Origin of the sequence: Pelobacter propionicus DSM 2379 (assembly GCF_000015045.1) — a bacterium.
Classification (GTDB): domain Bacteria; phylum Desulfobacterota; class Desulfuromonadia; order Geobacterales; family Pseudopelobacteraceae; genus Pseudopelobacter; species Pseudopelobacter propionicus.
The window spans coordinates 70,670-95,659 of the sequence record NC_008609.1; the positions used below are offsets into that span (position 1 = coordinate 70,670).

Sequence of the window (24,990 nt, forward strand, 5' to 3'; positions counted from 1 at the left end):
TTGGAACACACCTCCTGACGTCAGAATTCATGCCAGCCTATACTTTGCCTTCGAGTGGTGATCGACGGTATACAGCCATGTCGTTCGGACGCCTTTCACTAATCATCTTGGAAAACTTTCGCCATGAACGACCACACCGACTACCTGGACATTCTGGAACGGGAATCTATCCGCGTCATCCGCGAGGCCGTGGCTGAAGCGGAGCGGCCGGTGATGCTCTACTCCATCGGCAAGGACTCATCGGTCATGCTGCACCTGGCCCTCAAGGCCTTCTACCCGTTGACGCTCCCCTTTCCGCTCCTGCACGTGGATACCACCTGGAAGTTCCGCGAGATGATCTCCTTCCGCGAGGAGACCGTGGCCCGTCTGGGGCTGCGGCTGGTCAGCCACACCAACCACAAGGGGCTTAAGCAAGGGATCACCCCCTTCAGCCATGGCAGCCGCGTCTATACCGATATCATGAAGACCGAGGCCCTGCGTGCGGTCCTTGACACGCAGGGTTTCGACATGATCTTCGGTGGCGCCCGGCGCGACGAGGAGCGGAGCCGGGCCAAGGAACGTGTGTTTTCCTTCCGCGACAGTAATCATCGCTGGGAACCGCGCAGCCAGCGGCCGGAACTCTGGAACATCCCCAACCTGAGGAAGAACCCGGGGGAAAGCTTCAGGGTCTTCCCCCTTTCCAACTGGACCGAGCTGGATGTGTGGCGCTATATCGCCCGGGAGCGGATCCCGGTGGTGCCGCTCTATTTTGCGGCGGAACGCCCCGTGGTGTGGCGGGACGGCCAGTGGATCATGGTGGATGACGATCGGATGCGTCTGGAGCAGGGTGAGAGTCCCCAACTGCGCATGATCCGTTTCAGGACTCTGGGATGCTACCCCCTTACGGCCGGGGTGGAATCGTTGGCCGGCACGGTGGAGGAGGTCATTCGCGAGTTGGAACAGACCAGGCTTTCGGAGCGCTGCGGTCGCCTGATCGACTTTGACCAAGCCGGCAGCATGGAGAAGAAGAAACAGGAGGGGTACTTCTGATGGTTGCTGGAGATGGCGTGCTGCGTTTTCTGGTCTGCGGGAGCGTGGATGACGGCAAGTCCACCCTGATCGGCCACCTGCTGCATCTGACCGGAAATCTGTACGACGACCAGCTCCGGATTCTGCGGGAGGAGAGCGGCCGAATCGGTACCGCCGGCGGAAACTTGGATTACTCGCTGCTGCTGGACGGACTGATGGCCGAGCGGGAACAGGGGATCACCATCGATGTGGCCTACCGCTACTTCGCCACGGCGGAACGGAAATTCGTGGTGGCCGATACGCCGGGGCATGAGAGCTATACGCGCAACATGGCCACCGCGGCCTCCCAGTGCGCGGCGGCCATGATCCTGATCGACGCGCGCCAGGGGCTTTTGCCCCAGACGCGGCGCCATGCCCTGATCTGCGCAATGATGGGAATCCGCAACCTGCTCTTCGCTGTCAACAAGATGGATATGGCATCATGGTCCGAACAGGTTTTTCACGAGGTCTCATCATGTTGCGGCCGCCTGGTGACGGATCTGGAGGGGTTTGTCGATCTTCCGCTCGATTGTACCCTGGTTCCGGTTGCGGCGCTCCATGGGGACAACCTCACGCATCCCTCGCACCACATGCCCTGGTACCGCGGACCGTCGATCCTTGACTGGCTGCTGGGGGTCCGTCCGGAACAGGGCTCTGCTGACATGCCCTTCCGCATGCCGGTTCAGTACGTTATCAAGGGGTCCCGCTCCGGCGATGGGTGGTGCCGCGATGTAGAGCAGGGATTGCTCCAGTCGGGCATGGGCACCTATCGCGCCTATGCGGGCAGCGTGCTGGGAGGAACGGTGAGGCGCGGCCAGCGGGTACGTGTCCTTCCGGCCGGCACTCAGGCCGACGTTTCGCGGATCCGCTTCGACCGGCGGAGTCTCGATCAGGCTGAGTCAGGTATGGCGGTCTCCCTGGAGCTGGGCGGCGAGCATGATGTTGCCAGGGGGGACTGGATCGTCGCCGAGGTCGGCCGTCCGGAGCTGGCCAACCAGTTCAAGGCGCGGATAGTCTGGATGGATCGGCAACCCTTCTTTGCCGGTCGACAGTATATCTTCCGGGGTCTGGGTGGTACGGTTGCCGTGGAGGCGACCCGAATCAGGGACCGGATCGTGCCGGAGAGCTTTCAGCGACTGGCAACTGACCGGCTCGACCTGAACGACATCGGTGAGGTCGAGTTGTGTCTCTCCCGTTCCGTTCCGTTCGATCCCTACCGGGATAACCGCGAGACCGGAGGGTTCCTCCTGATCGACCGGATCAGTAATGCCACGGTGGCCTGCGGCATGATCCTGCACACCCTGCGCCGCGCCACGAACGTGTACTGGCAGCTTCAGGAGGTCAGTCGTGGGGAGCGGGCGCGGATCAAGGGGCAGCGGCCGGCCGTGATCTGGCTCACCGGGCTCTCCGGCTCCGGCAAGTCCACCATTGCCAATTGCCTGGAACGAAGGCTCCACGCCATGGGCAGGCATACCATTCTGCTGGATGGCGACAATGTTCGTCATGGGCTGAACAGGGATCTCGGTTTCACCGAAGCGGACCGCATAGAGAATATCCGCCGCATCGGGGAGGTGGCCAAGCTGATGACCGATGCCGGCCTGATCGTGATTAGCGCTTTCATCTCTCCCTACCGGGCGGAGCGCGACATGGTGCGCCGGCTTATGCCACCGGGGGAGTTCTGCGAGGTCTATCTGAGCACCTCCCTGGAGGTGTGTGAGCGTCGTGATCCCAAGGGGCTGTACCGCAAGGCGCGTTTGGGCCAGATCCCTAATCTTACCGGTATCAACTCCCCCTATGAGGCGCCACTGGCGCCGGAACTCAGCCTTGATAGCGCAACATCCTCCGTGGATGAGTGTGCCGACTCGATCATGCGCTACCTGGAAGAGCGTTTCGCCTGAGCATGAGCGTGGTGAAGAGCCGGAAAAACAATGCACGTCTCACGTATCATGTCCCGAAAGGGGCATGGTTATTTCACGAAAGATATGGTTCCCATGAACAGTACTGATCACAAACCCGAACTGCTGGCTCCGGCCGGCTCCCTGGAGTCCTTCTTCGCCGCCATGGAAAAGGGGGCCGATGCCGTCTATGCCGGGCTTAGGGATTTTTCCGCCCGGGCCCGGGCCAAAAACTTCAGCCTGTCACAGATGGAACGCATGCTGGCCTATGCCCATGCCCACGGCAGGAGGATCTACGTCACCCTGAACACCCTGGTCAAGGAACAGGAGCTGCCCCAGCTGGTGGATACCCTGGCTGCCCTGGCCGGTATGCGGGTGGACGGCCTGATCGTACAGGATCTTGCGGTGGCGCGGCTGGTGCGCCGCCACTTCCCCACCATCCCGCTGCACGCCTCGACCCAGATGACCGTGCACAACACGCCGGGTGCCAGGGTCTTGCAGGAGTTGGGTTTTCAGAGGGCGGTGCTGGCGCGGGAACTGGCCATTGACGAGGTGGCGGCAATCGCGGCGGCAACACCGCTGGAGATCGAGGTGTTCGTCCATGGCGCGCTCTGCTTCTCCATCTCGGGCCAGTGCTTCTTCTCCTCCTATCTGGGGGGGCACAGCGGCAACCGTGGGCGCTGCGCCCAGCCCTGTCGCAGGCTCTACAGCCACCGCGGCAAGCAGGGGTACTTCTTCTCCACCAACGACCTGTCGGCCATCGACATGCTGCCGGAGCTGGTCAGGGCGGGAGTCAGGTCGCTGAAGATCGAGGGGCGCATGAAATCGGCCGAGTATGTGGCCAGCGTGGTGCAGGCCTACCGTCTGGTGCTGGATGCAACCGAGCGCTCCCGCGGTGAGGCGCTCGCGGCTGCCAAGGGGCTGCTCAAGCACTCCTTCGGCCGCACCCCCACCAAGGGGTTTCTGGCATCCCAGCAGCCGGACGATATCGCCAACCCCTGGCAGAAGGGGGGCACCGGCCGCTTCGTGGGGCAGATCAAGTCCATCAGGGGAAACCGACTCAGCTTCGAGACCCGCGATAGCCTGCATGTGGGCGACCGCCTGCGGGTGCAGCCGAAGAGCGACATGGCCGGCCAGGCCTGGACCGTGCGTGAGCTGTTCTGCAACCGCAGGAAGGTCATGGAGGCAAAGGCCGGAAGCCTGGTGGAGTTGGAAACCCCCTTTAGGTTCGCGGCTGGGGACGCGGTGTACAAGGTTTCCTCCAGGGAGGCCTTTACCATGAGCGAGAACGCCTGCATGCGGCGGCTGGAATCGGTCAAGGGGGAAAAGCTCCCCTGCCGCTTACAGCTTTCGGCATCATGCTCCTCTCCCGTCGAGGAGGGAGGAGAGGTCATCCTGCATGTTTCGGCCGATGCCGCAGCTGTCCGTCTCGACCTGGACTTCCCCCTGGGGCGGCTGGAGCCGGCTCGCACCGCTGAGATGGCGGCTGTCCTCAAGGCGCAGTTCGCCAAGACCGGGGAAGCCCCCTTCCGCCTGGAATCCCTGGAAGCGCCCGATTTCCCCTCCCTGCTGATCCCCTCGGCTGCCTTCCGGGAGATCCGCGGCCGGCTGTACGCTGCACTGGCCGAGAAGGTTTCACAGCAAGGTTTCCGGGAAGACATCGCCGCTGCCCGCGGCGCTGCGCTTCGGGAGCTGAAGATGGCGCTGGAAGAGGCGGGCCGCACGGGCGGTGGCCGGGAGTCCCTGTCCGTGATCATGGACAATCCCCGCGACTGGCGCTTTCCGCTGCAGCTGGGGGCGGAGCGCACCCTGCTGCAGCTCTCCAAGGCCACTATCCACCAGCTCCCCTCGCTGGTGCCCCGCATGCGCGGCTCGGAGGAACGCATCGTCTGGCAGCTCCCCTTCATGATCTTCGACCGCGACCTGGCGCTCTACCGCTCCACTCTGGTACAGCTGTACGGCGCCGGTTTCCGCCGGTTCGAGGCGGCGAACATCTCCCATTTCCACCTGCTGAAGAAGCTGGCCGGCCTGCACATCTCCGCCTGGCACCGCTGCTTCACCCTCAACAGCCAGTCCCTGCTGGCCTGGAAAGAACTGGGGGCCGAGAGCGTGACCCTCTACATGGAGGATGACGCGGCCAACTTGGGCGATCTGCTGGCTGCGCCGCTTGGCGTTGAACGGCGCGTGATCGTGTATGCGCCCCTGCCGGTCATGACCACCAAGATCCGTATCAAGGATGTGCACAGCAACATCCCTCTGCAATCGGACCGCGGCGAGGAGTATTCGGTCAGCAGTCGTGACGGTTTGCAGACCATCAGCGCGGCACTTCCGTTCTCCCTGACCGGCCGGCGCAATGAGCTGCGCCACAAGGGATGCAGTTCGTTCCTGATTGATCTGCGCCAGGCGAAACGTGAATCCTGGGCCGATATCATCGGCGCCTTCAAGGCCGGCCGCCCCATGGCGGATACGACCGAGTTCAACTATGCCAACGAGTTGGTGTAGGGAAGACGTGAATGCCCGCCAGTGATATGGTTTGAATAGGGCCGAACCCATGAAAAGACACGATACGTCGGTGACAAAAATTATTGTTTTAACGCTGGTAGCGGTTATGACCATTGTTTTGTCCGCTTTCGGTAGTGCGAATTACTATTGGGAACGGAGCCAGAGGACCGGTGACCTGGAATATCATCTTACGGTCATCTCTTCCCAGCTTGCCAGCAGCCTTGCCCTCCCGCTGTGGAACTTTGACACCAAGCAGGTTGACAAGGTTATCGAAAGCACCATGCGGCACCCTGACGTTTTCGGTGTGATCGTCAGGGGGGCCGACGGTGTCGCGGGTATATCCGGTTTTGTGAGGGATCCACAGTGGCGGGCGGTTCCGTCGAAAGGCGAAATCCGTAACAGGGGGTTGTTGTCCCGGACGGAAAAAATCAGTATCCATGGCAGCCAGGTGGGTGTCGTGCACCTTTTCATGACCCCCAGGTTCTTGGAAAGATCGATGCACCGTTTTGCCATCAATAACATTGTGGCAATCGTTACCCTGAATGTCTTCCTGGTTTTCATTCCTTTTCAACTTATTCGGCGAAACGTGATCATACCGTTGCAAGCGATTGAAACCTATGCCCTGAAAGTCAGTTCGGGAGAGGCGGAAGCTGCGGATGTCCCTGAAGGTGACTTTTTCGGCGAACTGAACAATCTCAATCGTTCAATCGTCGGAATGACCCGCTCCCTTGCCGAAGCGCGGCAGGAACAGGTACGCAAGACTGCGGAACAGGTGTTGCGGGAGAGCGAGACAATCCTCAGGGCATTCATTGACGTTATGCCGGTCGGTGTCAGATGGAGCGACAGCGACGACGTCATTAAACATGTCAACACCTGTTTCATTGAGATGTTCGGCTACACTGCTGCCGACATTCCAACGCTTGATGAATGGTTTTTGCGTGCCTATCCCGATCCGGACAGGCGCGAGTATATCAGCTCCCGCCGCAAGGCGGTTGTTCGCGCAGCCCTCGTGGATGGTACGCCAATCCAGCCGTTGGAGTCGATTATTGCGTGCAAGGACGGCTCTGACCGGCATGTCATTGTCAATACCCAGTTTTCCCGGGATCTCCGTCTGGATATTTTCACCGATATTACGGAGCGCGAATCTCTGCAGAACAGGCTGCTCAACGCCCAGCGCCTCGAATCCCTGGGGGTGCTTGCCGGAGGGATCGCCCATGATTTCAACAATATCCTCACCGGCATCATGGGAAACATCTCCATGGCGCGCATGGTTCTGGCCATGCCGGGAAAATCGGACAAGCTCCTGGATAATGCTGAAAAAGCGGCCCTCCGGGCAACCGAACTCGCCACCCAGTTGTTGACCTTCGCCAAAGGCGGAGCTCCCGTAAAGAAAACCGTATCGATACGGAAGATCGTAGACGAATCATTGTCCCTGGCCATTCGGGGTACGAACGTCAAGGGGGTGGTGCAGCTTCCCGATTCCCTCCACGACATCGAAGCTGATGAAGGTCAAGTCAGCCAGGTGTTCAACAACATCGTCATCAATGCCGTACAAGCCATGCCGGGAGGGGGGGAGATATCCGTGCACGGGATGAATGTGGTCCTGGGGAGCGAAAACAGGTTCATACTGCCCCCCGGTGACTACGTCAAACTCTCGTTCACCGATCAGGGGTGCGGCATGCCGGAAGATGTGCGGAAAAAGATTTTCGACCCCTACTTCACCACAAAGTCACATGGCATGGGCCTTGGCCTCGCCTCAGTCCACTCCATAGTGAAGCGGCATGGTGGATATATTGACGTTCGCTCCACGATCGGCGAAGGGACGACATTTACCCTGTTACTGCCCTCGACCGGAAAGACCTCATTGGAAGAGGAGACCGGTGAAAGGGTCACGCAGTGTGACGTTCCAGCGGAAGGGGCAGTGCTCGTCATGGACGATGAAGAGATGATCCGCGAGCTTGCGGCTGAAATACTCGGACACCTGGGCTATGAGGTGACAACCTGCGCCAGCGGTGAAGAGGCAATAAGGATGTACCTTGGGGCCAAGGAAGGAAACAAGCCGTTTTCATACGTGATTATGGATCTTACGGTACCGGGCGGGATGGGTGGCAGGGAAAGCGCGGCAGAGATTCTGGCGTTTGATCCCTGTGCCCGCTTGATCGCTTCAAGCGGCTATTCCAACAACCCTGTCATGGCCAGCTTCCGCGACTACGGCTTTTGCGGGGCAATTGTCAAGCCCTATACTCCGGCTGAACTGGCGCGGGTAGTGCATTCTATCGTTGCGGCACGGGTTTGAGTTCGAAAAAGAGGGGCGAAACAGGCCCTGGATACAATTCGATGTGGGGAGCATCCAATGATGCGTTTGCTTGCACTGTCGGTGCTGTTCATCATACTGACTGCCACGGTGGCAACAGGGCAATCCAAGGTCATCTATCCCGCCTTCGAGTCAGAAACCGATTCGCGCTACAGCGATCTGCTGGAAATCCTGAAGACGGCTCTCGACAAAACCGTGGCGGAATACGGGCCGTATACGCTCCAGCCGAGCAGGTCCGGCATGAACGAGGCGCGCTCCTTTGCCGAGTTGAGCAATCCGGCCGGCATGGTCACCATCGCCTGGGGAGGGACATCCGTCCGGAAGGAGAAGGAGTACCGCGTTGTGAGAATACCGCTTCGAAAAGGCATTCTCGGATACCGCGTGGCCTTGATCGCCAAACAGCGGCAGGCGGATATGGACAGGATCCGAAATCCGGGTGATCTGAGAAAGGTACGAATCGGCCAGGGGATCGGGTGGGGCGATGTGGCGATCTACGAGGCAAATGGCATCAAGGTTGACACGGCGGGCTACGAGAGTCTGTTCACCATGGTCGCCGCCAACCGCATCGATCTCTTCCCGCGCGGCATCAACGAGGTGTTCAATGAGTTTGCCGCCCGCCGGCGTTCCATCCCCAATCTTGGCGTCGAGAAGAATCTGCTGATCTACTATCCCTGGCCCTACTATTTTTTCTTCAATAAAACCAACGCAGCCCTCGCGAAACGCGTCGAAGCCGGGATCCGGAAAATGAGGAAGGACGGTTCCTTCGACGCGATTTTCATGAAATACAACAGATCATCGATCATTAAAGCCAATCTCAAGAACCGGCGCATCATCAGGATCCAGAACCCCACCCTTCCAAGGGAGACACCGTTGGCCGACGCCTCGCTGTGGTTCGATCCGGCTGCGATGAAGTGACGGGTGGGGAGAAGTTATCCATGAACCACTTTTTGCTGGCAGCGCTCCTGCTGCTCCTGACCTGCACGGATGCCTGCGCCGGCCAGACCGTCCAGGGGATGGTGCGGGCCGTATTTGACGGGGATACGCTGCTCCTGGCCACGCCGGGCCGGAGTCGTCTCACGGTGCGTCTTTACGGCATTGACGCCCCGGAAATATCAAAACCTGAGCGTCCCGGGCAGCCCTTCGGGGCCGTTGCCCGGCGGACGCTGATGTACAAGGTCATGGGGCGCCAGGTGACGGCGGAGATCGTGGAAAGCGACCAGTACCAGCGCAGCGTGGCGGTGATCCGCTATTCCGGGCGGGACATCAATTACGAGATGGTTGCCGAGGGGATGGCCTGGGCCTATCGTCACTATCTGGCTGGGAGCTACGCATCGGAGTACATCGGCGCGGAACAGGCCGCCCGGCTCAGCCAGTGTGGGCTCTGGCGCGACGCCAATCCCCGCCCTCCCTGGGAGTTCAGGAAGAGCGGTCAACGGCAGCGATAATGGGTGCGGGCACCTTTCGCCACCCAGAAGTGCATTGACGTTTACCGGGTGATGGCATATTGTTTTCAGTCAGCCGCCCTGGGAGCGCCAAGTCCTTGGGTGGCGCATCGCACTACCAGGATGGAGAATTTCGAAATGTTTTTACGAGTAGAGGATATAGCACAGGCTGTGGGTGTCAGCGAACGGACGGTCCTGGGCTGGATCAAAAACCAGGGGCTTCCGGCGCATCTTCAGAACGACCGCTACCGCATCAACCGGGTCGACCTGCTGGAATGGGCCACCAGTCACGACATCACCATCCCGCCGGATGTCTTTGACAGCGGCTCGGAAACCCCGCGGCTCTCGACGCTCTCCGAGGCTCTGGAGGCGGGGGGGATCCATTACGACCTGGCTGGCGACACCCCGGAATCGGCGCTGCGCCAGGTGATCGGCCGCATGAAGCTCCCCCCCAGCCTGGATCCGGAATTCCTGCTGCAGACCTTTCTGGCGCGCGAGGCCCTGGGCTCCACCGCCCTGGGGAACGGCATCGCCATCCCGCATGTGCGCAACCCCATCGTGGGGCAGGTTCAGGAATCTGCCATCAGCCTCTGCTTCCTGAAGAACCCCATCGACTTCGATGCCATCGACGGCCAGCCGGTCAGCATTCTCTTCACCCTGATTACGCCCAATGTGAAAACCCATCTGCATCTGCTGGCAAAGCTGGCGTTCATGCTCCATGACCAGCAGTTCAAGGATCTGTTGCACCGTACCGGCAGCGCGGCCGAGATCATGGCCGCCATCCGGGCGATGGAGGAAACCATCATCAGGAGGTAAGTGTCATGGAGCAGGAGCTGGCTTCACCCTGTCTGCTGATAGTGGCCGCCGCGCTTGTGGCGGCCCTGTCCGGTGTTCCGCTGTTGATTTCTCCGCCATCGGGCGGGGTTCGTGGTCAACGGTCGGCAACAGTCCTCATGCTGATCGCCGCCTGCACCGGCCTGACCGGGGCGATACTAGTGCTTCTCTCCGCTGCATCAGAAACCTATCAGCTCTTCTGGTCACTCCCCTTCGGCCGGGCCGAGATCGGCATCGACCCGCTCTCGGCCTGGTTTCTGCTCCCCATCTTCCTGATTCCCGGCTGCGCCTCCCTGTACGCCCGCGGCTACTGGCCCGCCGAATCCCATCCCGGCAACGTGCGGCGCATGACCTTCTTCTTCGGCCTGATGACGGCCGCCATGGCCGGCGTGGTCCTGGCCCGCGACGCCGTCACCTTCCTGTTCGCCTGGGAGATCATGGCCATCTCGGCCTACTTCCTGGTCTCCACCGAGGATGAAAAGCGCGAGGTGAGCGAGGCCGGCACCCTGTACCTGATCACCACCCACATCGCCACCCTGGGCCTGTTCGCCCTCTTTTCCCTGCTGAACCTGCTGGATGGTTCCTGGCTCTTCCCGGCTACCGGCGCCCTGGATGCCTCGTCTCCCCTGGCAACGGCCGTTTTCCTGGCCGCCCTGCTCGGTTTCGGCATGAAGGCCGGCATCATGCCGCTGCACATCTGGCTCCCGTCGGCCCACGCCAATGCGCCCAGCCACGTTTCCGCAGCCCTGTCGGGGGTCATCCTCAAGGTGGGTATCTATGGCCTGGTGCGCACCCTCTCCTTCTTCCACGGTCTTCCGCTTTGGTGGGGATACATCGTGCTGCTGCTGGGGATCGTTTCCGGCGTGGCAGGAGTGGCCTTCGCCATCGGTCAGCACGACCTGAAGCGGCTCCTGGCCTATCACAGCATCGAAAACATCGGCATTATCACCATGGGGCTGGGGGTGGCGCTGATCGGGCGGACCATCGACTCGCCGGCCATGGTGCTCCTGGGCATGGCTGGAGCGCTGCTGCATGTCCTCAACCATGCCGTGTTCAAGGCGCTGCTCTTCATGGGGGCCGGCTCCATCATCCACGCCAGTGGTACCCGCGAAATCGACCTGATGGGGGGGCTTGGCCGCAAGCTGCCCGCTACGGCCCTGCTGTTCGGGGTGGGCGCGGTGGCCATCTGCGGTCTGCCGCCGCTGAACGGCTTTGTCAGTGAACTGCTGATCTATCTGGGCTGTTTCAGGGGGGTGCAGGGGGACGGCAGCAGTGCTGCCATGACCGCCCTGGCCGCGCCGGCTCTGGCGCTGATCGGCGGGCTGGCCGTGGCCTGCTTCGTCAAGGTCTACGGCATCGTTTTCCTGGGAATGGCACGCACGCACAAGCATGGACAGGGACATGAGGCCGGCTGGCAGATGCTGCTCCCCATGGGGCTGCTGGCGCTGGTCTGCCTGGCTGTCGGCCTGTTCCCCGCTCTCCTGGCCGGCCTGCTGGAGAATGCCTCCCGGGCCTTCCTGCCGACCGGGATGCCTGCCCTTCAGCCGCTGGCCCTTCTGTCGCCGTTTGGGATGGTGACGCTCATGGCCCTTGGCCTGCTGACCCTGATGGCCGCTCTGGCCCTCTGGTACCGTTGGCGGTTGGCCCGCGCGCCCAGGGGAGAAACCATCACCTGGAGCTGCGGCTACCAGCGCCCGGCGCCCCGCATACAGTACAGCGCCTCCTCATTTGCCCAGATGCTGACCGGACTGTTCTCCTTCGTGCTGCGACAGGAGAGCCAGCTTCCCGCCATTGCCGGGCCCTTTCCCCGGGCCAGCCGCTTCCACAGCCACGTTCCCGAGGCGGTGCTGGAGCTGGTTTACATTCCGGCCCTGAAGCGCCTGCACCGGCGTTTCAGCGGGGTGCGCCGGTTGCAGGGGGGGCTGCTGCAGCAGTACATGCTCTACATCCTGCTGACCCTGGTGGCGCTGTTTCTCTGCGACTCCATCTGACCTCTTCTCCCGATGGCCTTTGGGATCTCGACAGCCAGATCAGGTGGCCATGATAATGCCCGCCTCCGCTCATGTGATGCGCTTGACGTTCATGATCCTGCCGGCTGCCAGGGCCAGAACGGCGCAGCCGGCGCTCATCAGGGCGCCCATCTTGGCTGCCCCCTGACGGGCCGGATCGGTGAATGCCTCGCCGGCCACGAACAGCGCAACGGTCAGGCCGATGCCGGCGATCAACCCGACCAGCGCCAGTTCCTTCCCACCCACCCGTGAGGGGAGCGGATAACCGAGCCGCCTGCCCAGCCACCCCATGAAGAAGATCCCCCCGGTTTTTCCGATGACCAGCGACGCCAGAACCAGCCAGGTGGCTGCTCCAATGGAACCGAACGTCACTCCTGCATTTGCCAGGCCGAACAGGAACAGTCCGAAATCGACCATCACCTTCCATTCGTGCTCGAAGCTTGCCAGGGGTGACAGATCCCGCATATCCTCTTCGAACAGATGTTTCTTTTCGCGGTGAGGGTGGGGGAGGAACGGCACGATGAATACCAACGCCAGTGCGGGATGCAGGTGGGCCATGAATAGCCCCGCCCAGGACAGCCCCCCGCCCAGGATGATATAGGGCCAGTAGCTCTGCGCGTTGCCTCGACGCAGCAGCGCCGCTGCCCCCATGCCGCTCAGGACCAGCACCAGCCATTGCGGCGCCGCCGGCAGGTTGGGGTCGGGGTAGAACAGGGCGATGATGGCCAGGCCGATGGCGTCATCGGCGATGGCCAGCAACAGCAGGAAGGAGATGGCGGGATGCCGTTTGCCGAAAACCAGGCTGGCGACCAGCCAGGCCAGGGCGATATCCGTTGCCGTGGGAATGCCCCATCCCCGCAACAGCGAGGGATCGCCCATCAGGGCGTTGAGAACCACATAGACCAGCACCGGCCCGACAACGCCGCCAATCGTTGCCAGGAGCGGATTGACCGCCTTGCGCAGCGGGTATAGGTCCCCGCCCGGCAGGCAGCTCTGGGTGATTTCCGCGGCGGCGATGCCGAAAAACAGGACCATGAAGAAGTCATTGACGATGAAGTGGAAGCTGAAGGGGCCGAAGTTCCGGTCGTGGTCGAAATGCTGGTAGCTCTCGGGCGAGATGTTGGCCCAGACAAGGGCGACGATCACGCCGGAGATGAGCGGTATGGAGAATTCCCGCAGCATGTTGAGATGTCGTTTCACGTTTGCTCCTTTGAAACCCGGTTGCGTCGGGCCGCTGTCGGACCGCTGTTGTAGATTACGCCCCCCTTTGTCGCGTATTCACGCAGCACCGAGCAGGCCTCGTGGCGCAGCAGGTCGCGCTCTACGCTGATGCCGCGCCGGCCCAGCGCCCCTACCCAGTCGGAAAGCTTGGGCCCTTCGTCGAAACCGACGGCACGGGCATCCCGGTCACGCGCCCCGCACACCAGTCCGCTCACGCCCGACCAGGGGATGGCGCCGAAGCACATGGCGCACGGTTCGGTGGAGGCGTACAGGTCGCAGGCCACCCGCCCACCATCGCCGATGTCGAAGCGTCCCAGCGCTTGCTGGGCGCAGGCCAGGGCCACCATCTCGGCGTGCAGCAGCGAGCAGTTGGAGCTTGCCACCAGGTTGATGCCGGGTGCGATCAACATACCGTCACGGCCAAACACGGCGGCGCCGAAGGGGCCACCGCTGCCATGGCATACGTTGAGGCGGGAAAGCTGGATAACGAACCCCATTCGCTCCAAAGGGGTGGGAAACGTTCGCGGTGAACTGGCCAGGAAAGGCTCCACCCAGTCGGGGAAGCGGATTGTCATGATGGGGATGGTCATGGAGGTTCCTGAGGTGGTGGAGCTATGCCGGCCGAACTCCCCGTCCGGGGAGGCTGGAACCACGAATCTTTTTTCGCGACTCCAGGGCATGGACCACACACTATGTGGTGATGCCTTGTGCTACGTCGTAGCGGCGTTGTCTGAGCGCAGTGTACACAAGGCACGAATCGTAAGCGATGCAATCGATGCTGTAAAGCCGAAAACTGACCAGATCCGCCGCGATGTCGGGAGTTGCTACTCGATCAGCAGGAATGCGTAGTGGTTGAGCTCCTGGTCATACTGCCCCAGAACCTGAAGCGGGTAGTTGTACTTGGCAACGGTGGCGAACAGGTCCACCCCCATTCCCTCCGGGCTGGGGCGGGCCAGTTTCTTGTTGCGGCAGGCTGCGCGGGAGCTGGCGCACTCGCGGCAGAGGTTGCAGCTGTCCATGAAGAGCAGGAATGCCTTGGGGTAGCCGGCGATGAACACGGCCCGCTCCAGATCCACCAGGGCGCGGTTCACGTCACGCGACCAGGCGCGGCGCTCTTCCGGGTCGTTGAAGTGGCGCGAGAAGTGGAACAGCACTCCCAGGCGGAATTCCCGGAAAAACTCGCGGCAATCGGCCAGTGGGGGGGTGTTGGGCGGCGAGGAGGCCGAGCCGTAGCTGTCGCAGCCGAACAGGCTCTTCATGCGCACCCACTGGGCCACCACGATCTCCTGGGGGTCGATCCAGCAGTACTCGGAGAATCCCTTGCCGACAAAGATCTTCTGCAACAGGGCCTGGTCTGCCATGGTCATTGCTCCCTTATGCTACACATGCGGCAGTCGGGGGCTGCCTGCGTTCGCGTGGACGGGCTATTTCTGTACTTCCAAGGCTTGATGAAGCTACAGCCGATAAACTCAGCCCTTCGGGCTTCAGACAGTATCGGCTGTAGCCGCTTCATTTCGCCAGGAAGTACGACGAAATAGCCCTGATGCGCTCTCTCCGGTAGCCCCCGACTGCCGCTTCTCTGTTCGAAAGTCGCGTCCGCCGGATGACGAATCATGCTGTGTTTTCCGTGATCACCCGCGGGTCCATGAAGTGGGGCAGATAGTCGGGCCCGCCCGCCTTGCCGCCAAGCCCCGACATGCCCGAGCCGCCGAAGGGCTGGCGCTCTACAAAGGCGCCGGTGATCTTGCGGTTGAGATAGAGGTTGCCCACCCGGAATTCGCGGCGCGCCCGCTCCAGATGCTCCGGGTTGCGGCTGAAGATTCCGCCGGTCAGGGCGAAGCGGGTGGAGTTGGCCCACTGCATGGCCTGGTCGAAATCCCTGGCAGCCATGACCGCCAGCAGCGGCCCGAAGATCTCCTCTTGGGCGATGCGGTGCACTGGCGTGATGTTGCCGATGATGGTCAGCGGCACCCAGTACCCCTCGCCGGTGGGCACCGGGCTGGAGTAGAGCAGTCTCCCCTCCTGGCTGCTGATCCTGGCGTACTCCCGAATCCTGCGCTGTGCCGTTGCGTCGCATACCGCCCCCATCGGGAAGCCGGGGTCTTCGGCCGGGCCGATCTTCCACTTTCTGGCCGCCTCCACCAGGCGCTCCGTGAAACGCTCGTACAGCGCGTCCGGTACGATGACCCGCGAGCAAGCCGAACACTTCTGCCCCTGGAAGGCAAAGGCCGAGGAGAGCAGGTGCGGGATGGCTAGGTCCAGGTCGGCGCTTTCGTCGATGATGATGGCGTTTTTGCCCCCCATCTCGGCGATGACCCGCTTGATGGCCTTCTGGCCCGGTTGGACCCGGGCGGCGCGCTCGATGATACGCAGGCCGGTTTCCAGGGAGCCGGTGAAGGCGATCAGGCTGATGTCCGGGTGATCCACCAGGGAGTCACCCACGATGCTCCCTCTGGCGGGAACGTAGTTGAAGACACCGGCCGGAAGATCAGCCTCGGCGAAGATCTCCGCCAGGTGGTGGCCGACGATGGGGGTCAGGCTGGAGGGCTTGAAGACCACCGGATTGCCGGTGACCATGGCTGCCGAAGCCATGCCCATGCTGATGGCCAGGGGGAAGTTCCAGGGGGCGATCACCGCCGCCACTCCCCGTGGCTCGTAGAGGTACAGGTTCAGCTCCCCGGCTGCGTGGCCGAGCCTGCGGGGAACGGCCAGACGGATCATCTCCCGGCTGTAGTACTCCAAAAAGTCGATGGCCTCGGCCACGTCGGCCTGGGCCTGGTCCCACTGCTTGCCGATCTCCAGCACCTGCCAGGCAGCCAACTCGAAGGCGCGCCTGCGGGTGATGGCGGCTGCCTTCAGCAGGTATGCGGCCCGTTCCCGGGGAGCGGTGTCGCGCCAGGAGGGGAAGGCTGCCCTGGCTGCTCCGATGGCCCGGTTCAGCTGGGCGACTCCGGCCTGGCAGACCTGGCCCAGTTGCTCGGAAGGCTTGGCCGGATTGACGGAGGGGAGCAGGTCGTTTGTCCTGATCTCCTGACCGTTGATGAACAGCGGATAGAGCGCGCCAAGGCGTGAGCGCACCTGGACGAGGGCAGCCGTGAAGGCGTCCCGCTGGTCGTGGCGGCTGAAGTCCGCCAGGGGGTGGTTGGCAAAGGGGGGCAGGTTTTCAGTGTCGATGCGTGCGCCCAGGGGCTTGCTGCTGTTCATTGCCGTCTCCTTGGTCTGCCGGGGCTAACATCAAAGCTCAGGTGTCTTCAGGATTCAACCTAGATTCGGCAGTTGGGAGCTGCCTGCGTTCGCGCGGACGGGCCATTTCTGTAATTCCGAGACTCATTTCGCTACAGCCGATAAACTCACCCAAAGGGCCTCAGACAGTATCGGCTGTTGGCGCTTCATTTCGCCAGGAATTACGACGAAATAGCCCTGATGTGCTCTCTCCGGCAGCTCCTAACTGCCGTCTTCAGGTTCAAACGTAAAGCCTTGCCTGCACGGCTTTACGTCCCCTTCATCCCTGTATAAATTGTTCTGTTCGTGGTTGTGCCGAAGAGTTAGCTCTCCTCAAAGGATACCCGAGTTCAATTGCCTGTAAAGGTTTGCTCTGAGGGAAGGGTGCTGTCGTCGGGAATGAAATGGGGGGAACAGGCGGGAGGATGCTGCCGGAGAGGCGTGTCCGCTTGAGGGGTGAAAAGAAAGTCACTCTGTATGGGGTGGGGATGCGTTGATGGTAGCCGTGGCCTGCATGGTGATCGCCTCCGCGTCCAGCAGCCTGGCCTCCTCCCCCTCGGGCAGCGCCAGAAGCCCGATGATGAATGGTTCGTCCGCCACCTGGCGAAGTTCAACCTGGTCCGCCGTCACGATGCGCAGGGTTCGCCGCACCAGAAACGCCAGGGAGGCTATTTCGGGATGGAGCACGATTAGCTTCTCCGCTTCCCGCTCATCCGGCTGCCCCATGAAGGCCGCCAGATCCATGACAGCGGTGATGGCGCCGCGGAAGCTCATGGCGCCCCGATAGCAGGAGGGCGCTGCCGGAACCGGCCAGAACTCTTTCGGCTCGCAGATCTCCGCCACCTGGCCCAACTCCAGGGCGTAGAGTCCTCCCGGCAGGGCGAAGATCAGGTAACGCGACCTGCTGCTCATGACCGTTCCTGCTCCCCAGGCGTGACCTGAAAACGCTCCACCACGGTCAAGAGCTTTTCCGCCAGGTCGGCCAGATCCCTTGTCGCAAGGGCCATATCCTGCATGGCTGCCAGCTGCTCTTCCGTTGCCGCTGAAACCTGTTCCGTCGCGGCTGCGTTGCCGTCGGCCACCCTGGCGATCTCGTCCACCGCCTTGACCATGTTCCCCGACCCCTCCAGCTGCATATGGGAGAGGTCGGCGATGCTGGTGGCCCTGCGCTCCGTTTCAAGAACCGTCTTGATGATCTCCTGGAAGGCGCCGGCGGCGACGTCGATGCTCTTCTTCCCCTCGTTGATGGTGCGAGAGCTCTCCAGGATGCTGTCGTGAAGCCGGTGGCTCTCCTCGCGCAGGCCCTCGATCATCTCGCCGATCTCCGAGGCTGAAGTTGCTGAGCCGTCCGCCAGTTTGCGCACCTCTTCGGCCACCACCGCGAATCCCTTGCCGTACTCGCCGGCCCGGGCCGCCTCGATGGAGGCGTTCAGCGCCAGCAGGTTGGTCTGGCGGGCAACCTCGCCGATGAAGATGGCCACCTTGCTGACTTTCTGCAGCCTGGCGTTGAAGGTGTCGAACTGCCGGCCGATGGCTTCCTGGCGGTCGAAGAAGACCTTCATCCGCTCCAGGGAGTCGGTGGCCTGGGTGCCGCCGTGCCGGGCGGTCTGGCTGGTTTCCCGTGCCGCGGCGGAGGTCTCCCTGGCTCGGGCAGCCACCAGTTCGATGGAGATGGCCATCTCGCGGATGGTTTGGGAACTCCGCTCCACCATCTCGGCCTGGGTTTCAGCCCCGTGGGAGATCTGCTCGATGGTGCGGGCCACCTCTTCGGTGGACGCGTTGATCTCCATGGCGGTGGAGTTGATCTCGCGGGCCGAATCGGTCAGCTGGCGCGACGTGGTCTTGATGTGCCCCACCAGGTCGCGCAGGTTCTGGAGCATCAGGTTGATCAGGCTGGCCAGGTCGTGGGTCTCGTCCGGGATGCGCGAGGGGGATAAGGCAACGTCACGGGTCAGGTCGCCCCGGCTGATGGATTCGGCCGCCTGCGCGAGCCTGCCGATGTTGGCGGTGAAGCGTTTGGAGAAGAGCCAACCCAGGATCAGGCCGGCTGTCAGCGCCACGACATACCCCAGGATGCTGCTGATTGCCGGCGAATAGCCCAGCAACCCCACCAATTGGGGGCTGAATGCTACCGCGGCCACGACCACGATGAATCCGAGAATGAATTTATAGCCTATGGGGATACGCATGGTATGCCTCCAGAATGTGGCGGTAGATTCAGGCCGGGTGCCGGCCGTGACTGGTCACGAGCCACGGACAACCAGTCACCGGCGTTACCCGATCCTGCGATAGATCCGTTCCACCGGGCAGATGGGGGTGAAGCGGCGGCGTGTCGCTCCGAGCAGGGTTTCCGACTTGCCCAGCACCAGTATGCCTCCCAGGGGGAGCATGTCGGCGATGCCCTCCAGGATCCGCTCCTGCTCGGGCCGGGAGAAGTAGATCAGGGTGTTGCGGCAGAGCACCATGTCGCAGGCAGGGTGGCTCCCCTTGTCGACAATATTCTCCCGCGAAAAGGTTACCATCTCCCGGATCTCGTCGTTGAGCCGGAAGCACTCCCCCTGCTTCCGGAAGTAGCGGTTGAGGAGTTCCGCCGGTATCGCAGCCAAGCGGTCGCCGTCATACTCCCCCAATCGCGCCGTTTCCAGCGTTTTGGTGTCGATATCGATTCCCGCGATCAGGGTCGTTGTCCGTGCCAGCTCCCGGGGGAAATGCTCCCTGAGCAGGATCGCCAGGCTGTAGGGCTCCTCGCCGCCGGCGCACCCCAGGCAGCGGATGGACAGGCTTTTGTCCGGCCGTGTCAGGGCGACGGCAAAGAGGTCTGGCAGCACCCGCTGGCGCAGGGTGTCGAACAGGGAGGGGTTGCGAAAGAACTGGCTGATATGGATGGTGAGCGTCTTCTGGAGCAGGTCCAGCTCCTGTTCGCTGTGGCGCAGCAGGCAGCAGTATTCGGCCGAAGTGTGGCAACGGCTGGCGCGCATCCTGATGGCCACGCGGCGCTTCATGCAGTTCGCCTTGTAGTCGGCTATGCCGAAGTTGCGCCTCGTTGCGAGGATAACGCCGATTTCAGCCAGATCGTCGTCAGCGATCCGGCTTGCCGTGGGGAGCGGGCTGTCGCTGAAAACGGTGGCCATGGGCGTTTTCCTGGTGGCAAGAGCAGACGGTGAATGATACTATGGTCACTCTTCTATCACGAAGCGTTGTGCCGCGCAACCGGGCAACAAGGGGCGGCACTGCTTCGTCCGACAGGGACGGGGACGGGTATGGATCAGGAGACAGGGCCGGCGGGGATCGATCATGATCCAGGGCGGCAGTTTCAGCAGGCGCTGACGGCCGACAAGGAGGAGCTCTTTCAGATCATGCAGAGCCAGGAGGGTGAACTGCTTTTGACTGCCCTGCGCAACCCGGCCCTGGACGAGAATCACCTGCTGGCGCTGCTGAAACGGCGCTGCCTGCCGGAAGAGCTCTTCACAACGTTGTACTGCTCCAAACGGTTGCTGGAGCATCACCGGGTCATCTCCGTCCTGGCCTGCCATCCCGAGACTCCCGCCCATATCGCCCAGACACTGCTCCCCCGCCTGTACATCCTGGATCTTGCCAGAATCTGCCTCGTGCCCGGCGTGACGGCTGATCTGCGTATGCTGGCCGAGCGCTGCATCGTTCAACGCCTTCCCACCCAGCCGCTGGGCACCAAGCTGACCCTGGCGCGCCGGGGAACCGCGCCGGTGGTGGATGCCTGCCTCTCCAATCCGCACCTGAAGGAGGGGGCGGTGCACCAGTTCATCGCCTCCTACCAGTCCACCGCCGAGACCATCTCCATGGTGGCCCGCAGCGCCCGTTGGAAGGGGCGCCCCAATATCCGTCTGGTGATCCTCAAGAATCCCCGCACCCCGGCGATCTGGTTCACCCTGTTCCTGCCGGGGCTCTCCTCCCGCGTTCTCAGGGAACTGCTCTCCGTCCAGCGTTTGACCATGGCCCAGAAGGAACTGGTGCGCCAGGCCTTCAATCATGGCTAGCCTCTTCTCCTCGCTCCTGGTAGCACTCCTGCTCTGCCTGGTGTCGGCGTACGCCCAGGCCGGCCAGTATGCCGTTGCCCGCCTGGCCACGCCGGTCCTGAACAGCCCGGCAATTGCCGACCTGTTCGGCGGCCATGATGGCATGAGCCTGAAGAGCGACAGCTGCGGCCAGGTGCGGGAGCTGGAGTTCATCGCCCTAGCGGGAACGGTATTCAGGCTGCTGGCCGAGGTTCGCCAGGATGAGACAACCGTCTACCGGGTGGAGACGGACGACTATCCCGTGCCGCCAGGCGGTTCGCTCTACCTGGACAGCCGCTTCGTGGAGTTGCATGACGAGCTCCCCCCATCCCCTGTCCGGCCGCTGCCGGGGCGCGAGGCCATTCTGGCCGCCATGAGGAGTTCCGTGGGCAGCCCCTATGTGTGGGGGGGCAACGTACACCAGGGGGTGCCCGAACTGCTGCGGCTGTACTACCGGGGATCCTTTTCGCCCGCCGAGGAGCGGCGGCTGACTCTGGCGGGACTGGACTGCTCCGGTCTGCTCTATGCAGCCACACATGGCCGGACGCCGCGCAACACCTCCAGCCTGGTGAACTTCGGCGAAGGCCTTGCCGTGGCGGGCAGGGGAGAGCGGGAGCTGGCTCAACTTCTGGAGCCGCTGGACCTGATCGTCTGGAGCGGTCATGTGATCATCGTCCTGGACCGGGAAACGGTCATCGAGAGCCGCCTGGAGTGCGGCAGGCCGGGGCAGGGTGGCGTGGTGGTCACGCCGCTGCTTCGGCGCCTGGGGGAGATCATGGCCAGCAGGCGGCCGCTGGATGCCTGGCCCGTGGGGATCAGGCAGCAGGACGGCTTCGTGGTCAGGCGCTGGTACGGTACGGAGCAATGAATCAGAGGCTCACATCTGTTTCCGAATCCAGAACAACGCGGATCAGGTGTGTGCCTGAGATGCCTGTCGCATGTATCCTGGAAACGGCATTGGGGAGCTGCCGCGCGTTCGCGCGGACGGGCTCTCTCCGGCAGCTCCCACATGCCAATGTACGTTTATCACCCACAAGGAGTACACGATCACCGTGATTTTCACCCCATCCCTCTCTGCAAGAAAATGGATCTGCTTCATCCTGCTGTGCAGTTTCCTCCTCATTCCCGCCGCCCCGCTCCTGGCCCGGGAGAGCTTCGCCAGCCACCCCACGTTGCCGCGGGGCTACAGCTCCATCAGGATCTTCGACAACCAGGGGCGCTTCGTTGGCCGTATCCTCCCGGAGCGGAGGTACTGGGTCTCCATCGACCGCATCCCCAGCTTCCTGCAGAAGGCGGTCATCGCCGTGGAGGACGCCCGCTTCTACGAGCATAGCGGCATCGATGTGCGCGGTATCGCCCGGGCCCTGGTGAAGGATGTGGTCAAGGGAAGAATGGCCGAGGGGGGCTCCACCATCACCCAGCAGCTGATCAAGAATCGGTACCTGTCCGGGGAGAAGACCATCGACAGGAAACTGAAGGAAGGGCGCATGGCCCTGGAGTTCGAGCAGAAGTACACGAAGAAGCAGATCCTGGAGATGTACTTCAACGAGATCTACTACGGGAATGGGGCCTGGGGAATCGCCCAGGCCGCCCGCCTCTACTTCGACAAGAACCCCGAGCAGCTGAGCGAGGCCGAATGCTCGCTTTTGGCCGGGGTGCCCAAGGCGCCGGGCGTCTACAATCCGCGGGGAAAGGCGTCCAATGTCATGGCGCGCAGGGATGTCGTTCTCAAGCGCATGGTGGAGCTGGGTATGATCTCCCGCGGCAAACAGCAGAGCCTGCGGGTCCATCCCCCCTCGGTCATTCCTCCCGGCCCGGCTCCCTCCTATGTGGCCCATATCCGGAGCAGGCTGATTGAGCAGTACGGTGCGGGGATCGTCGAGCAGGGGGGGCTGGAGGTGACCACGGCCATGGACCTGAAACTCCAGAAGCTGGCGGAGAAGACTCTTGGCGAGGGGGTCAGGCGCGTATCGCCACAACTCCAGGGCGCGCTGGTCTGCCTGGACCCGGCCAACGGCGACCTGCTGGCCATGGTGGGGGGCACAGGCTCCGACGGGAACGGCTACAACCGCGCCTTGTCGGCCAGGCGTCAGCCCGGGTCGGCCATCAAGCCGCTGATCTTTGCCGCGGCGGTGGAAAATGGCTATACGGCCGCCAGCATCTGGAACGACCGGCCGGAGAGCTACAGCAGCGGCAGTGCCGGAACCTGGAAACCGCGCAACTACGGCGGAGAGCGCTTCGGAGACCTGTCGCTCAGGCAGGCCCTGGCCTACTCCAACAACGTCATCACGGTGAAGCTGCTGGATGCGGTGGGCGTCCCCGCTTTTACCGATTTCGCTGCCCGCCTGGGGCTTCCCCTGCGGGCGCGACACGATCTGACCCTGGCCCTGGGAACCGAAGAGGTCACCCTGCACGATCTGGTGCTTGCCTACGCCCCCCTGGCAAATGGTGGCTCGCGGCCCAAGTCGCGCAGCATCATCCGCATCTACGACCGCAGGCACGAGAGCTGGACGAACAATCCCCCGGCACTGACGCCGGTCCTCTCCCCGGCAAGCGCCTATGTCACCACCCAGATGATGAGGGATGTCATGGTCTACGGCACCGCCAAGAGCCTGAAGAAGTTCAGCTTGAAACGTCCCTCGGCCGGGAAGACCGGCACCACCGACGACTACCGGGATGCCTGGTTCGTGGGCTATACCCCACAGATCATAACCGGCATCTGGGTGGGGCATGACAAGCCGCGGCCCGGCGGGAAGGGCTTTACCGGCGGTGCGGTCCCCGCGCCCATCTGGGGGCGATTCATGGATCAGGCGCTGGCCTCCCGGCCGGCGGTCGACTTCACCCGGCCGGATACGGTGGTTTCCGTAACCATCGATCCCGCCACCGGCTTTCTGGCGACGCCGGACTGCCCGCGGAAACGGGTCGAGTTCTTTGTCCAGGGGACCGAGCCGATGGAGAGCTGTCCCGAGCATGGCGGAAGCGTTGCTGCGCCAGCGTCCGTACCCCCCGTGGCTCCGGCGAGCGACGGCCAGCAGCCGGTCCAGCAGCCCTGAGGGACGAAATCACACCAGCAAGGAGATTCTGTTGAGCTTCACTGTACGTAATCCTGAGTATGAGGCGCGCATACGGGAGAGGTTTGCCACCACCGGAACCATGGAGACGCTGGCTGCCAGGCTGATGCGTCTCGCTCCCGGGGAGGCCGACCTGGAACTCCCCTTCAGGCACGGCCTGAGCCAGACCAACGGCTTTTTCCACGGCGGCATCATCGGCACCATGCTGGACACCGTCTGCGGCTATGCGTCGCTGACCCTGATGCGGGCCGAGGACGAGGTGCTCACCGTGGAGTACAAGACCAACTTCCTTGCCCCGGCGGCGGGCGAACTGCTCCTGGCGCGGGGCCGGGTGATGCGCAACGGCCGCAGGATCATCGTCTGCGAGGCCGATGGCGTCATGAAAGGCGAGGGGGGAGGGGAAAAGCTGGTGGCCAGGATGACGGCCACCATGATGGCGGTGCAGCTGCGACCGCAGGGTATCTGAGGGAAGGTGAGGGCGTACCATCCACAACCAACCCCCCTCGGTCCCCCCTTATCAGGGGGGAAGCCTTTAAGCCTCCCCTGACAAGGGGAGGTTTGGAGGGGTTTGGTGAGAAAAAAACAAGCGCTACGAGGGACTAGCGCTTCCTGCTCTTCTCCGGCACCGGCAGCTTCAGCAGGAGCAACACCTTGGTCATGTCGTCCCACACCTCCCAGAAGGGGGCCGAGTTGCCCCGGTTGCGCAGCAGGTAGGAGGGGTGGAACGTCGGCATGAGCGGGATGCCGTGGAATTCGCCGAAGGTGCCGCGTAGCCGTGAGATCGGCTCTTTGGTGGCCAGCAGGGTCTGGGCGGCGAACTTGCCCAGGGCCACGATGACCTCCGGGTTGATGGAGCGCAGCTGGCGCAGCAGAAACGTCGAACAGGCGGCGATTTCATCCGCCTCCGGGTCGCGGTTCCCGGGCGGGCGGCACTTGACCAGGTTGCAGATGTACACATCCTCCCGTTTCAGCCCCATGGCCGTGATGATGCGGTTGAGCACCTGGCCTGCCTCGCCCACGAACGGCTCTCCCTGCAGATCCTCGTCCCTGCCGGGCCCCTCCCCCGCGAAGACCAGCCTGGCCCGCGGATTGCCTGTGCCGAATACCAGGTGGGTTCGGGTGGCTCCCAGCTTGCAGCGCTGGCATTCTCCCAGATCGCTTCTGATGATTTCCAGGGACTCCCGCTCCACCACGGGGGGGGCGACCGCCTGGGGAGCTTGCGTTGCTGCCGGTGAATCAGGTTCAGGCGGCGTATCAGGCGGTATCTCCACCGCCGTGGCGGGGGAGATACCGGCCAGTGAGGCGGGTATGCCGTCCACACCGCTCTCCTGGAGCCCTTGCAGGTATGCCCTGAGGGATGCGGTCACGAGCGCTTGATTCAGGTTGTGGGTCACGGCCGGCT

General features: G+C 62.8%; 20 protein-coding genes and 1 pseudogene. 12 read left to right on the plus strand and 9 right to left on the minus strand.

Features of this window, described 5'->3' with window-relative positions:
• Positions 1-123: 123 nt before the first annotated feature.
• From cysD to PPRO_RS00320, 3 genes are all read left to right on the plus strand, one after another.
• The gene (cysD, locus tag PPRO_RS00310; protein ID WP_011734018.1) at positions 124-1,029 is read left to right on the plus strand and encodes a sulfate adenylyltransferase subunit CysD; all 906 of its coding nucleotides are present in this window, start codon (positions 124-126) and stop codon (positions 1,027-1,029) included.
• A complete protein-coding gene (gene cysC / locus PPRO_RS00315; protein ID WP_011734019.1) occupies positions 1,029-2,945 on the plus strand; it encodes an adenylyl-sulfate kinase in 1,917 nt (638 codons plus the stop codon). The genes cysD and cysC overlap by 1 nt, the downstream gene beginning before the upstream one ends.
• A gap of 93 nt (positions 2,946-3,038) precedes the next feature.
• Positions 3,039-5,444 carry a peptidase U32 family protein gene (locus tag PPRO_RS00320; RefSeq protein ID WP_232286666.1) on the plus strand — a complete coding sequence of 802 codons (2,406 nt, stop codon included), beginning with the start codon at positions 3,039-3,041 and terminating at the stop codon, positions 5,442-5,444.
• Between the two features lie 88 nt (positions 5,445-5,532).
• Here the strand turns inward: PPRO_RS00320 and PPRO_RS21125 are convergent, their stop codons facing one another.
• On the minus strand, positions 5,533-6,048 hold the full coding sequence (locus tag PPRO_RS21125) for a hypothetical protein (protein ID WP_198138307.1): 516 nt from the start codon (positions 6,046-6,048) through the stop codon (positions 5,533-5,535).
• Between PPRO_RS21125 and PPRO_RS19180 the strand changes: the two genes are divergently transcribed.
• The 5 genes from PPRO_RS19180 to PPRO_RS00345 all read left to right on the plus strand — a co-directional run bounded on the left by PPRO_RS19180 (position 6,043) and on the right by PPRO_RS00345 (position 12,025).
• Entirely contained in the window at positions 6,043-7,740 is a 1,698-nt protein-coding gene (locus tag PPRO_RS19180) for a hybrid sensor histidine kinase/response regulator (RefSeq protein ID WP_198138308.1), read from the plus strand. The genes PPRO_RS21125 and PPRO_RS19180 overlap by 6 nt on opposite strands.
• Before the next feature lie 57 nt (positions 7,741-7,797).
• Complete coding sequence (locus PPRO_RS00330) at positions 7,798-8,673, plus strand: substrate-binding periplasmic protein (RefSeq protein WP_011734022.1); 876 nt, start codon at positions 7,798-7,800, stop codon at positions 8,671-8,673.
• A gap of 20 nt (positions 8,674-8,693) precedes the next feature.
• Complete coding sequence (locus PPRO_RS00335) at positions 8,694-9,203, plus strand: thermonuclease family protein (protein ID WP_011734023.1); 510 nt, start codon at positions 8,694-8,696, stop codon at positions 9,201-9,203.
• Positions 9,204-9,338: 135 nt separating this feature from the next.
• Positions 9,339-10,016: a PTS sugar transporter subunit IIA gene (locus tag PPRO_RS00340; protein ID WP_011734024.1), complete on the plus strand. Its 678-nt coding sequence runs from the start codon at positions 9,339-9,341 to the stop codon at positions 10,014-10,016.
• Between the two features lie 5 nt (positions 10,017-10,021).
• The gene (locus PPRO_RS00345) at positions 10,022-12,025 is read left to right on the plus strand and encodes a proton-conducting transporter transmembrane domain-containing protein (protein ID WP_011734025.1); all 2,004 of its coding nucleotides are present in this window, start codon (positions 10,022-10,024) and stop codon (positions 12,023-12,025) included.
• 69 nt (positions 12,026-12,094) lie between these two features.
• On the opposite strand, the gene PPRO_RS00350 is transcribed toward PPRO_RS00345, so the two are convergent.
• From PPRO_RS00350 to PPRO_RS00390, 7 genes and pseudogenes are all read right to left on the minus strand, one after another.
• Positions 12,095-13,225, minus strand: coding sequence for a Na+/H+ antiporter NhaA (locus PPRO_RS00350; RefSeq protein WP_408633734.1), 1,131 nt, complete (start codon positions 13,223-13,225; stop codon positions 12,095-12,097).
• Positions 13,226-13,239: 14 nt separating this feature from the next.
• Positions 13,240-13,854, minus strand: coding sequence for a nucleoside deaminase (locus PPRO_RS00355; RefSeq protein WP_011734027.1), 615 nt, complete (start codon positions 13,852-13,854; stop codon positions 13,240-13,242).
• A gap of 234 nt (positions 13,855-14,088) precedes the next feature.
• Complete coding sequence (locus PPRO_RS00365; RefSeq protein WP_011734028.1) at positions 14,089-14,625, minus strand: DUF2284 domain-containing protein; 537 nt, start codon at positions 14,623-14,625, stop codon at positions 14,089-14,091.
• A 250-nt stretch (positions 14,626-14,875) separates the two neighbouring features.
• Positions 14,876-16,426 (minus strand): annotated as a pseudogene (pruA, locus tag PPRO_RS00375) (L-glutamate gamma-semialdehyde dehydrogenase); the annotation flags it as partial.
• A 528-nt stretch (positions 16,427-16,954) separates the two neighbouring features.
• Complete coding sequence (locus tag PPRO_RS19185) at positions 16,955-17,398, minus strand: chemotaxis protein CheW (RefSeq protein ID WP_011734030.1); 444 nt, start codon at positions 17,396-17,398, stop codon at positions 16,955-16,957.
• Positions 17,395-18,675 (minus strand): methyl-accepting chemotaxis protein, encoded by a 1,281-nt coding sequence (locus PPRO_RS00385; RefSeq protein ID WP_011734031.1) that lies wholly within the window; start codon positions 18,673-18,675, stop codon positions 17,395-17,397. The genes PPRO_RS19185 and PPRO_RS00385 overlap by 4 nt, the downstream gene beginning before the upstream one ends.
• 84 nt (positions 18,676-18,759) lie before the next feature.
• Complete coding sequence (locus PPRO_RS00390) at positions 18,760-19,617, minus strand: CheR family methyltransferase (RefSeq protein ID WP_011734032.1); 858 nt, start codon at positions 19,615-19,617, stop codon at positions 18,760-18,762.
• Between the two features lie 129 nt (positions 19,618-19,746).
• Between PPRO_RS00390 and PPRO_RS00395 the strand changes: the two genes are divergently transcribed.
• The 4 genes from PPRO_RS00395 (at position 19,747) to PPRO_RS00410 (ending at position 24,054) form a co-directional block, all read left to right on the plus strand.
• Positions 19,747-20,499, plus strand: a complete 753-nt coding sequence (locus PPRO_RS00395) for a hypothetical protein (RefSeq protein WP_011734033.1) — start codon at positions 19,747-19,749, stop codon at positions 20,497-20,499.
• On the plus strand, positions 20,492-21,385 hold the full coding sequence (locus PPRO_RS00400) for an NlpC/P60 family protein (protein ID WP_011734034.1): 894 nt from the start codon (positions 20,492-20,494) through the stop codon (positions 21,383-21,385). Before PPRO_RS00395 ends, PPRO_RS00400 begins: the two co-directional genes overlap by 8 nt.
• A gap of 70 nt (positions 21,386-21,455) precedes the next feature.
• A complete protein-coding gene (locus tag PPRO_RS00405) occupies positions 21,456-23,570 on the plus strand; it encodes a penicillin-binding protein 1A (protein ID WP_011734035.1) in 2,115 nt (704 codons plus the stop codon).
• 31 nt (positions 23,571-23,601) lie between these two features.
• The gene (locus PPRO_RS00410; protein WP_011734036.1) at positions 23,602-24,054 is read left to right on the plus strand and encodes a PaaI family thioesterase; all 453 of its coding nucleotides are present in this window, start codon (positions 23,602-23,604) and stop codon (positions 24,052-24,054) included.
• Positions 24,055-24,187: 133 nt separating this feature from the next.
• Here the strand turns inward: PPRO_RS00410 and PPRO_RS00415 are convergent, their stop codons facing one another.
• Positions 24,188-24,982 carry a uracil-DNA glycosylase gene (locus PPRO_RS00415; RefSeq protein ID WP_011734037.1) on the minus strand — a complete coding sequence of 265 codons (795 nt, stop codon included), beginning with the start codon at positions 24,980-24,982 and terminating at the stop codon, positions 24,188-24,190.
• Between the last annotated feature and the right edge of the window lie 8 nt (positions 24,983-24,990).